This is a genomic window from Flavobacterium sp. KACC 22758 (assembly GCF_028736135.1).
GTDB lineage: Bacteria > Bacteroidota > Bacteroidia > Flavobacteriales > Flavobacteriaceae > Flavobacterium > Flavobacterium johnsoniae.
The window spans coordinates 1,655,679-1,666,880 of sequence record NZ_CP117878.1 but is presented as its reverse complement, the minus strand read 5'-3'; the positions used below and the strand labels follow the sequence as shown (position 1 = coordinate 1,666,880).

Annotated in this window: 11 protein-coding genes; 5 read left to right on the top strand and 6 right to left on the bottom strand. The window is 33.8% G+C overall.

The features are described from left to right. Positions 1-87 precede the first annotated feature (87 nt). Together azu and PQ462_RS07140 are read right to left on the bottom strand one after the other, a co-directional pair. A complete protein-coding gene (azu, locus tag PQ462_RS07145) occupies positions 88-609 on the bottom strand; it encodes an azurin (RefSeq protein WP_274252909.1) in 522 nt (173 codons plus the stop codon). 21 nt (positions 610-630) lie between these two features. Next, the gene (locus PQ462_RS07140) at positions 631-1,080 is read right to left on the bottom strand and encodes an RrF2 family transcriptional regulator (RefSeq protein ID WP_274252908.1); all 450 of its coding nucleotides are present in this window, start codon (positions 1,078-1,080) and stop codon (positions 631-633) included. Between the two features lie 201 nt (positions 1,081-1,281). Here PQ462_RS07140 and PQ462_RS07135 point away from each other — a divergent pair, with 201 nt between their 5' ends. Both PQ462_RS07135 and PQ462_RS07130 read left to right on the top strand, forming a co-directional pair. After that, entirely contained in the window at positions 1,282-2,061 is a 780-nt protein-coding gene (locus tag PQ462_RS07135; protein ID WP_012024476.1) for an NYN domain-containing protein, read from the top strand. Between the two features lie 31 nt (positions 2,062-2,092). Continuing rightward, positions 2,093-3,607: an FMN-binding glutamate synthase family protein gene (locus PQ462_RS07130; protein ID WP_274252907.1), complete on the top strand. Its 1,515-nt coding sequence runs from the start codon at positions 2,093-2,095 to the stop codon at positions 3,605-3,607. A 53-nt stretch (positions 3,608-3,660) separates the two neighbouring features. Here PQ462_RS07130 and PQ462_RS07125 read toward each other — a convergent pair whose 3' ends face one another. The 3 genes from PQ462_RS07125 to PQ462_RS07115 all read right to left on the bottom strand — a co-directional run bounded on the left by PQ462_RS07125 (position 3,661) and on the right by PQ462_RS07115 (position 5,899). Then, positions 3,661-4,095 (bottom strand): hypothetical protein, encoded by a 435-nt coding sequence (locus tag PQ462_RS07125; RefSeq protein WP_274252906.1) that lies wholly within the window; start codon positions 4,093-4,095, stop codon positions 3,661-3,663. Positions 4,096-4,306: 211 nt separating this feature from the next. After that, positions 4,307-4,714 (bottom strand): hypothetical protein, encoded by a 408-nt coding sequence (locus tag PQ462_RS07120; protein WP_274252905.1) that lies wholly within the window; start codon positions 4,712-4,714, stop codon positions 4,307-4,309. Positions 4,715-4,720: 6 nt separating this feature from the next. Continuing rightward, positions 4,721-5,899: a glycoside hydrolase family 88 protein gene (locus PQ462_RS07115; protein WP_274252904.1), complete on the bottom strand. Its 1,179-nt coding sequence runs from the start codon at positions 5,897-5,899 to the stop codon at positions 4,721-4,723. A 217-nt stretch (positions 5,900-6,116) separates the two neighbouring features. On the opposite strand from PQ462_RS07115, the gene PQ462_RS07110 reads away from it, so the two are divergent. After that, on the top strand, positions 6,117-6,497 hold the full coding sequence (locus tag PQ462_RS07110; protein ID WP_274252902.1) for a ribosomal maturation YjgA family protein: 381 nt from the start codon (positions 6,117-6,119) through the stop codon (positions 6,495-6,497). On the opposite strand, the gene PQ462_RS07105 is transcribed toward PQ462_RS07110, so the two are convergent. Beyond that, positions 6,478-8,256: an ABC transporter ATP-binding protein gene (locus PQ462_RS07105; RefSeq protein WP_274252901.1), complete on the bottom strand. Its 1,779-nt coding sequence runs from the start codon at positions 8,254-8,256 to the stop codon at positions 6,478-6,480. The genes PQ462_RS07110 and PQ462_RS07105 overlap by 20 nt on opposite strands. A 76-nt stretch (positions 8,257-8,332) precedes the next feature. Here PQ462_RS07105 and PQ462_RS07100 point away from each other — a divergent pair, with 76 nt between their 5' ends. Both PQ462_RS07100 and PQ462_RS07095 read left to right on the top strand, forming a co-directional pair. Then, on the top strand, positions 8,333-8,911 hold the full coding sequence (locus PQ462_RS07100; RefSeq protein ID WP_274252900.1) for a non-canonical purine NTP diphosphatase: 579 nt from the start codon (positions 8,333-8,335) through the stop codon (positions 8,909-8,911). A 204-nt stretch (positions 8,912-9,115) separates the two neighbouring features. After that, positions 9,116-11,020, top strand: a complete 1,905-nt coding sequence (locus PQ462_RS07095; protein ID WP_012024468.1) for a DEAD/DEAH box helicase — start codon at positions 9,116-9,118, stop codon at positions 11,018-11,020. Positions 11,021-11,202: the final 182 nt, after the last annotated feature.

Sequence of the window (11,202 nt, the reverse complement as noted above, 5' to 3'; positions counted from 1 at the left end):
GAAATTTATTAATAAAAGACAAAATTATCTTTTATTGGTTTTAAAAAAAACTCCAAACCTATTTTCAGCATTTGGAGTCTATATTATTTACTCAACAATTAATACACCTTTCATCATGGCTACGTGGCCAGGGAAAGAACAGATAAACGGATATGATCCTTTTTTATCAATTGTAAATTCGATTGTATCTTCTTCTCCGCCGCCTAATAATTTAGTATGTGCAATGATAGAAGCTTTTTCAGATTCAGGAATATAATCAGTCGCTTTTGCATCATTAGCTTTTAAAGCAAATGCACTCTGGTCTGTTCCTTCCTGAAGAATTACTAAATTGTGGCCCATTGCTTCTTTTGGAATTTTACCAACGTGTTTTAAAGTCAATTTAATTGTTTTTCCGGCAACTGCTTTTAATTCATTTGTATTAAACTGCATTTGGTCGTTTCCTTCAATAACCAATACATTTTCTTCAGCTGGCGCAGCTGCTGGAGCTTGTTCGCCTTCTGTAGAAGTTTCTGTTTGTTCTTCAACCGGAGCTGTTTCTTTTTTACCGCAAGAAGTTATAGTTAAAAATCCCATTAGGATCAATAGTGAAATTTTGGTTTTTGTATTCATTTTTAAGAAATTTATTTAATGTTAATCGTTTGTATTTAATGTTTTTAGAAAAAAGTCTCCTGATTTTACTCCCAAAGCAAGCTGTTCTAAAGTTGTTGTTGAAAGCATTTGTAAAAGAAGACCTCTTATTTTTTTAAATTCGAAATGCACAGGACATGGATGTTCTTCTGAACATTCTTTTAAACCAATACCGCATCCTCTATAAATTTTATCACCGTCGATTGCATCAACAATCTGAATTAGTTTTATTGACTTTAATGCTTCCTTCGAAACTTCAAAACCTCCTCCCACTCCTTTTGCCGAATGAATAATGCCGTTTTTGGTTAAAATCTGCATAATCTTGGCAGTAAATGGTTCCGGCGAATCAATTTCTTTGGCAACATCTTTTATTCCCACCCGAATCCCTTTTGACGATTTGGTGGCAATAAAAATAGAAGCTCTGATTCCGTATTCACACGCTTTTGAAAACATAAACTGTTGGATTAATTCCCTGCAAATGTATTAAAGTTTAAAATAAAAGACAAATTTATCCTTAATTAATTTTACTAGAGAAAATCCTTATTTATAATGAAACTAATTAGTACTTAAAAAACTACTTATTCGGCTTTGACTTTCTATAAAAACCAATTTTAATTTTAACTTTGAGAGTATTTAATTTTCTAATATCTAAATATGCCTTTAAGCAACTCAAAAGATTTAAAACTGGCAGTCCTGATTGATGCCGATAATGTGCCATACAGTAATGTGAAAGGTATGATGGAGGAAATTGCAAAATTTGGAACACCAACTACCAAAAGAATTTATGCAGACTGGACAAAGCCGAATGCAAATGGATGGAAAGCCGTTTTACTAGAACATGCCATTACTCCTATACAGCAATATAGTTACACGGTTGGAAAAAATTCATCAGATTCTGCGTTGATTATTGATGCTATGGATTTGCTGTATTCCGGGAAATTAGATGGTTTCTGCATCGTTTCCAGCGACAGCGATTTTACCCGATTAGCAGTTCGATTAAGAGAATCCGGCATGAAAGTAATTGGTATTGGCGAAAAGAAAACCCCAAGTTCTTTTATCGTAGCCTGCGACCGTTTTATTTATATTGAGGTTTTGGATGGTGCAATTCAGAAGAAAAAACCAAAAGTAAACACAGCCGACACCAAAAAACCTGTGGAAAAACCTGCTGAAAAAGCACTTCACAAAGTAGATAAACAAACCATTGAGCTTATTGAAGCTACAATTGAAGATATTGAAGATGATGACGGCTGGGCATTTCTAGGTGATGTCGGGAATCTGATTGTAAAGAAAAAACCAGAATTTGACCCAAGAAATTATGGTTATTCTAAGCTTACGCCAATGCTGAAATCATTGACGGATATTTTGGAAATCGACGAAAGAGAATCGGATAAAAAAGGCATAAAACACGTTTATGTGCGTTTACGATTCAACTAATTAATTTATTACCCTATTATTATTTAAAAACATGAGAAAGAAATTCTTTATTTACGGATTCTTATTGTTTCTAATTGTTGCTGCAATTTATTATTACACCGGACGAGGTTACTTACTCGTTTTCATTATCCCTCTTTTATTGATTATTGGAGCTTATAATGCTTCTCAAAAAAAACATGCCATTTTAAGGAACTTCCCGGTTTTGGGTTATTTTAGATATTTATTTGAAATGATTGCGCCCGAAATTCAGCAGTATTTTATTGAAAGATCTACAGATGGAAAACCTTTTTCAAGAAACCAGCGTTCTTTAGTGTATCAAAGGGCAAAAAATATTGACTCAAGTACACCTTTTGGAACACAGCAAAACTTAAATACTGAAAGCTACGAAGGAATAAAACATTCTATTTTCCCTGCAAAAGTAAACGAAGAACTTCCAAGGGTTTTAGTGGGAGGAAAAGATTGTAAACAGCCTTATTCTGCTTCTTTATTTAATGTTTCGGCTATGAGTTTTGGTTCTTTGAGTGAACATGCAGTACGCGCCATTAATATTGGTGCCAAAAAAGGGAATTTTTACCAAAACACAGGCGAAGGAGGTTTAACCGATTTTCATCTTGAAGGCGGCGGTGATATTACCTGGCAGATTGGAACGGGTTATTTTGGATGCCGTGATGCCGAAGGAAATTTTAGCCCTGAAAAATTCTCAGAAAAGGCAAATCTTCCAAATGTAAAAATGATCGAAATTAAGCTTTCGCAAGGTGCAAAACCAGGTCATGGAGGCGTGCTTCCGGCTGCAAAGAACACAGAGCAGATTGCTAAAATTAGAGGAGTTGTACCGCATACCATGATTCTTTCTCCTCCCGGACACACTGCTTTTTCTGATACAAAAGGATTAATTCAGTTTATTAAACAATTACGCGAATTATCGAATGGAAAACCAATAGGTTTTAAATTATGTATTGGAAATACCGCTGAGTTTGAAGCTATCTGCCATGAAATGATCGCCGAAGATACTTATCCTGATTTTATTACAATTGATGGTGCCGAAGGCGGAACCGGAGCTGCTCCGTTAGAATTTGCAGATGGTGTTGGAATGCCGTTTGAACCGGCTTTAATTTTCGTCAATAAAACATTAATTGGATTAAATATTCGTGACAAAATACGCATTATAGGAAGCGGGAAAATTATTTCAGGATATTCCATTCTTCATGCCGTTGCTTTGGGTGCAGATATGTGTAACAGCGCGAGAGGTTTTATGTTTTCATTAGGTTGTATTCAGGCTTTACGCTGTCATAATAATGAATGTCCAACCGGAGTTGCCACTCAAAACAAAATGCTGATGAAAGGTCTGGTTGTAACCGATAAATCAGACCGTGTGTATCATTTCCATAAAAATACACTTCATTCTGCAAATGAACTTTTGGCTGCAGCCGGAAAAACATCTTTTGCAGACGTTGATATCAATATCTTTATGCGAGGTGACGAGTTTACAAATCTATCAGAATTGTATTTCCCTGATAATTTAACGAACGTTACCAAACGTAACTAAAAATAAAAGCCTCTTTGAATTTCCAAAGAGGCTTTTATTTTTTATATGAAATCTTAGAGTTTTGCAGTTTCTTTATTATCTGCGGCCGCTCCGTTTTCTAAAACAGCTAATTCTTCTTTATCAACTAATTGCTGGGCTAATATTGCATTGTTATAAGCCAGGAAATATACGTCAAATTTTACTCCTTCGTCGATTAGTTCTGTCGAAATCTGATTGTTTTGAATCATTTCTTTTAATAAATCAGGGAATGACTCTTTGTAGGCCGCTTTGTTAGAATCATTTTCTTCTAAATTAGTTTCAATTCTAATCTCGATTTTGTTGTCATTTAAAAATGCCTTAGCCGCTGTACTTGTAATTCCGTGTCCTTTTATTGTTGATGAATTATTATAAGTACTTACGTGCTCCTGAATTTTTTGTTTGGTATTTTTACAGCTTACCAACACTAACATTGTTGCAAAAATAAATACGATTTGGGTAATTTTTTTCATAATTTTTTGGTTTATTAGTTAATTTTTAACTCAAACATAATGAAATTAAAATAAAAAAACAACATCAAATAATAATTTTAAAAAATGTAATTATTTAACTACAAGTCAATTACACAAAGTTTAAAATAGAAAGGATTAAACTTAGATAAACTAAAAAAGCCTCTTTAAATAATTAAAGAGGCTTTCTGTTTTGAGTATTTTTACAGCTCAATTATTCTTTCAATAATTCAGGCAGTGATTCTTTTGTAATCACTTCTTTTACAAAAACAGTATTATCATCTGCTAAAAAATAAGCATCAAACTGCACACCCTCGTTAACCAATTCTTCCGGAATTTGATTTTTATCGAACATATCTTTTAACAGCTTGGGAAACGATATATTTGCCGCAGTTTTATTAGCATCATTCTGTTCTAAATCAGTTTCAAAACGCAATTCAATTTTATTGTCGTTTATATAACCTCTTGCTGTAGTAAGTGTTACATTTTCAGCCTTAAAACTAGAAGCAGTTGCATTGTATTTCACTACAAATTCCTGAAGTTTTTGTTTGGTATTTTTACAGCCTGAGAGCATCAATACCATGATAATTACAAACGAAATCTGGCTTATTTTCTTTACCATAATTTTTTATTTTATTTTTTGAAGTCTTAAAAGTGCTTCAAGATAATAATAATCTGCGTAATTTATAGAACAATCTATTTCACTTCCTGCAGGTTTGTGTCCGGTTGAATGAAGTAAAAAGGCTGAATTTACATCTCGACTCTGGTAATGATCTGAAAGTGAAACAATCATCTTTTTAGACTTTGTCAGATATTCGTTTTTCAGGTTTTTATCTTTTGTGTAAGAACTCAACTGTAAAAGTGCCGAAGAAACAATTGCCGCTGCCGAAGCATCTCTTGGAGCATTTGGAATATCAGGCGCATTAAAATCCCAATACGGAATTAAATCTTCTGTTGTAAGTTTATCTAAATAAACTCGTGTTAGTTTATGTGCAAAATCTAAAAACTTAGGATCTTTTGTTTCTCTGTAAGTCATTGTAAAACCATAAATTGCCCAAGCCTGACCACGCGCCCATATACTGTCATCACTGTACCCCTGAGCCGTTCTTCCTTTTATTTTCTTACCGGTTTCATAATCATAAATAATAACATGATACGAAGTATTATCTGGTCTGAAATGATTTGCCATTGTCGTTTCGGCATGTTTTACAGCAATATCATACAGCTTTTTGTTTCCTCCATTTTTAGATGCCCAAAACAGAAGTTCCAGATTCATCATATTATCAATAATTGTATTATGACCGCCCATTTTATTATGAGGCCAGGACTGAATCGTTCCTACTTTTGGATTAAAAAGTGCTGCCAGAGTGTCGGCTGTTTTAAGGATAATTTCTTTGTATTCCGGATTTTTTGTCAATCGATATCCGTTTCCAAAACTATTAAAAATCTGAAAACCCAAATCGTGGTCAGCTGCTTTGCTGACAGATAAAGGCGTTAAGAAACGACTGAATTTATCTGCTTCTTTTTCCCATTTTTTATCCTTTGTTGCTTCATATAAATACCACAATTCACCAGGCCAAAATCCGCTTGTCCAGTCTTTGTAACTAACAAATTTCCAGTCTTTGCTTCCATTTGGGACCGTTCTTGGTGAAGTTCCGTCATCTGGAATTACTTTTAAAGTTTTGGATGCCTGTTCTGCGCAATACTCTAATTGTTTTTGAACATTAAACGAATTGTTTTTTTGAGCATAGGTTTGGTTTCCGATAAGAAACAAAGCCGTAATCAGCGTGAAAAGTTTTGAATTCATGTGGTTGTTTTTGATAGAAAGTTTATTAACCGATAAATTTATGAAATAAAGTAAAATCATTTAAGGTTTGTATTTTTCGTTCCCTAAAAATGTACTATTAAACTCCTTTTATCTGAGTTTGTCTTAACTAACGAAGTAAACAAATAATAAACCTGTTAAATCAGTTTCATCTGTGTGCTGTTTAATATAAATTTGTTTGAACAAAACCAGTGTAAACTTGAAATCCAGAATCTATTATTTCTCCCTTTTTCTATTCATCATTTTTCTTGGAATCTGCTCCAGAAAAACAACATTTGTCCCATTATGGATAGGAGACTTTTTGTACGCTGTGATGATTTATTTTCTGGCTAGAATATTTTTTCCTTTTCAAAAATATTACATCATAATATTACTTTCCCTTATTACCTGCTATTGCATTGAGTTTTTACAATTGTATCAAGGCGAATGGATGATTGAACTTAGAAAAACACTTTTTGGCAGATATGTTTTAGGACAGGGATTTCTTTGGGAAGATATTTTGGCTTATACTTTTGGAATTATTACGGTTTTTGTTTTTGAAAAAATAACTTTCAATTATTTCAGTCAAAAGTCTGTGTGATTTTTTCGATGTTCAAACTGTTTGCCATTGCCATAAATATTTGATGATACGTTCCTTTATTATCATACAATTCATCATGGGTTCCCTTTTCGACGCATCGTCCTTTTTCTAAAACAATAATATTCGCCGCATCTATAATTTGAGAAATGCTGTGCGAAATTATAATTACAGTTCGGTCTTTTTTAATAGCATCGAGAGATTTTTTTATTTGTTCTGTTGCAATGGCATCTAAACTGGCAGTTGGTTCATCCAGAAAAATAATTGGCGGATTTTTAAGAAAAAGTCTTGCAATCGCAATTCGTTGCTGCTGCCCGCCCGAAAGCAAATGCGCATCAGAATCATAACCTTTTGGCAGTTGTATTACCTGTTCATGAATATAAGCTTGTTTTGCAGCTTCGATAATTTCTGGGTGAGAAGCTTCGGGATTTCCGTATAAAATATTTTCTGCAATAGTTCCCTTAAAAATATGATTCTTCTGCAAAACCAAACCAATGTTTTTACGCAGAAAGTCTGTATCATAATCGACTAAATCAACTCCATCTAAAAATATTTGCCCTGATGATGGCAGGTAAAATTTATCCAATAAATTAATAATAGTACTTTTTCCGGCTCCGCTTAATCCTACCAAAGCAGTAGTTTCATTAGGTTTTACCGTAAAATTAATATCATAAAGTGCCTGAGTGCCGTTTGGGTAAACAAAGTCTACATTTTTAACTTCGATCAATCCTGAAATTTTTTCAGGCATATAATTACCGCTGGTTTCAATTTCCTTATCTGATTCTAAAATATCGAAGAAACCTTCTGAATAAATTAAAGCATCATTTACCTCGTCATAAATTCGGTGCAATTGCCTGATTGGGGACGAAACATTATTAAACAACATAATATGAAACATTATCGCACCAATTGTCATTTGATTATTCAGCACAAAATAAGCCGTCAGAATAATGATAATCACGACACCTATCTGCTCGACAAAACTTTTAATACTTTCAAAAATAAAACTGGTTTTTCTGGTTTGCAGCTGATTTTCGGTCATTTCATACTGAATTTTTTCATGGCGATCTGCTTCGGTCGATTCGCGAACAAAAGATTTAATTACCGTGATAGATTCAATTAAGCTAATAATTCCGTTATTTTTAGTTTCACGATAATTACGCATTCTTCTTCTAAAACCACTTAGTTTTGTGGCTTGCAATTGGCTGATATAAAAATAAATAGGAATAATGCACAAACTTACCAATCCAACATAAACATTGGCATAAAACATAATTACCAAAGCCACAAAAGCATTGGCAAACAAAGGCAGGATATCAATAAAAAAGTTTTGAACCAGTCGTGTTAAACTGCTAATTCCGAGATCGATTCTTGTTTGAAGTTTTCCACTTTCATTTTCATCTGAAGTATAAAATTCCATTCTATAACTTAGAATTTTTTCTACAATTGTCTGTGATATATCTCTTGTGATGAAAATACGGAGTTTTTCTCCATAGAATTTCTGCCCAAACTGAACCACTGAATTAACCAATTCTTTAGTTAATAATACAACACTAATAATACCGAGTAAATGAAACCCTTTGGATAATGGTTCGTGGGCAACCATTAAATTATTTATAGTATCGACAGTATATTTTAAAATTACAGCGTTTACCTGCGCCGCAAACGATCCTAAGAAAGTAAGGAGTAAAGTTGCAATTACCATTTTTTTGTAAGGTTTTACAAACGGCAGGATTTTTTTATATAAAACAGATAATTGCATTTATTTTATTTTTAGGCAGTATATCAAATATAAGAATTCTAAATTTGTGTTGAAAATCATTTAAACACTTAATTCTATGAAACTCGTTTTCGCTTCAAACAACAAAAATAAAATTGCAGAAATACAAAGCATGCTTCCTGAAAGTATTACAATATTAAGTTTAGAAGATATTAATTGTTTTGAAGATATTCCTGAAACTGCAGATACAATTGAGGGAAATGCTATTTTGAAAGCGGATTACGTAACACAAAAGTATGGCTACGATTGTTTTGCAGATGATACTGGACTGGAAGTAGATGCTTTAAATGGTGAACCCGGAGTGTATTCTGCACGTTACGCCGGCGAGCAAAAAAATGCCGACGATAACATGAATAAACTTTTAAAGGCATTAGAAAACAACAAAAATCGAAGCGCTCAGTTTAAAACCGTTATCACTTTAAACCTGGAAGGAAAGCAATATTTATTTACTGGAATTGCAAAAGGAGAAATTACAGAGACCAAAACAGGTACAAATGGTTTTGGATACGACCCAATTTTCAAACCTGAAAATTTTGACAAAACCTTTGCAGAACTGCCTTTGGAAATAAAAAACACCATTGGACATCGTGGAAAAGCAGTTCAGCAACTAATTGATTTCCTGTCTACCACAAAATAATTGTTTCAAATACAACATTTTAAAGCTCAAATTTTACATTTTCAGACGTGTTTTTGGGGCAAATTCTGGATTTTTTGCAAAAAATCATTTTACCAAAATCGTAACTTTTTGATAATCAAATCATAACAAATGCATAATTCTTGAAATTGCATTAGTTTATGTGAATAATTAACAGTAATTTTGCACCCTATTTTAAATACATATATGAATAAATTTGAACAATTAGGATTGAATGAATCGTTACTGAAGGCGATTTTAGATCTAGGATTTGAAAATCCGTCAGAGGTACAGGAAAAGGCGATTCCCCTATTATTGGAAAAAGACACAGATATGGTTGCGTTGGCTCAGACAGGGACAGGGAAAACGGCAGCTTTCGGTTTTCCGCTAATTCAAAAAATTGATGCTGACAATAGAAACACACAAGCATTAGTTTTATCGCCAACACGAGAACTTTGTTTACAGATTACCAACGAACTTAAAAACTACTCAAAATACGAAAAAGGTATTAATGTGGTAGCAGTTTACGGCGGGGCTAGTATTACAGAGCAAGCTAGAGAGATTAAAAGAGGCGCACAAATTATTGTGGCTACTCCAGGAAGAATGCAAGACATGATTAACAGAGGTTTAGTTAACATTAAAAATATAGATTACTGTATTCTTGATGAAGCTGATGAGATGTTGAACATGGGATTCTATGAAGACATCGTATCTATTTTATCAGATACACCAGATCAAAAAAACACATGGTTGTTCTCTGCAACTATGCCGCAAGAGGTTGCCAGAATTGCAAAACAATTCATGAGCGAACCAGTTGAAATTACTGTTGGTGCTAAGAACTCAGGTTCTGCAACAGTTTCTCACGAATTTTACTTAGTAAATGCTCGTGATCGTTACGAAGCTCTAAAACGTTTAGCAGATGCTAACCCGGATATTTTCTCTGTAGTTTTCTGTCGTACAAAAAGAGATACACAGGCTGTAGCTGAAAAATTAATTGAAGATGGATATAGCGCCGCTGCGTTACACGGAGATTTATCTCAGGCACAACGTGACGGGGTAATGAAATCTTTCCGTGGAAGACAAATTCAGATGCTTGTTGCTACTGACGTTGCTGCACGTGGTATTGACGTTGATAACGTAACTCACGTTGTGAACTACCAATTACCTGATGAGATTGAAACTTACAACCACCGTTCTGGACGTACTGGTAGAGCAGGAAAATTAGGAACTTCTATTGTAATCGTTACAAAAAGTGAGTTACGTAAAATTTCTTCTATCGAGAGAATCATTAAACAAAAATTCGAAGAAAAAGCTATTCCATCTGGAATCGAAATCTGCGAAATTCAGTTATTACACTTAGCAAACAAAATTAAAGATACTGAGGTTGATCACGAAATTGACAACTATTTACCAGCAATTAACAATGTTCTTGAAGATTTATCTAAAGAAGAATTGATTAAGAAAATGGTATCTGTAGAATTTAACCGTTTCATTACTTACTACAAAAAGAATAGAGATATCTCTACTCAATCTTCTGGAGAAAGACGTGAAAGAGGTGATTCTGAGCCAAGAGAATTCAACAACAACGGAGCTGTTCGTTATTTTGTAAACATTGGTTCTAGAGACAATTTTGACTGGATGTCTTTAAAAGATTACTTGAAAGAAACATTAGACTTAGGTCGTGATGACGTTTTCAAAGTAGATGTAAAAGAAGGTTTCTCTTTCTTTAACACTGATCCTGAGCACACTGATAAAGTAATGGATATTTTAAACAACGTTCAATTAGAAGGACGTCGTATTAATGTTGAAATTTCTAAAAATGACGGAGGCGGAAGACGTGACCACAACAATCGTGGCGGCGGAAGAAATTCTGGCGGACAAAGAAGAGAAGGAAACTTCGCTCCAAGACGTGAAGGTTCTGGCGGAGGTTTTAGAAGCGACAGAAATTCTGCTCCAAGACGTGAAGGTTCTGGCGGAGGTTTTAGAAGCGACAGAAACTCTGCTCCAAGAGAAGGAGGTTTTAGAAGAAACGAAGGTGGTTCTGACAGAGCTCCAAGACGTTCTGAAAGTTTTGGTGATTCATCAAGACCAAGAAGACCAAGAAGAGATTAATTATTTAATATCTTAAAATACAAAATCCCAAATTCCAGACATAATTGGAATTTGGGATTTTTTTATATTAAGAATCTTACTCTATAAAATAAGCTTTCTAATTCGAAGTATTTTAATTTATCATCTATACCGCTTTTTATTAAAATACTAAAAGCTATACTGATGCCATTGTTAATTTTCTT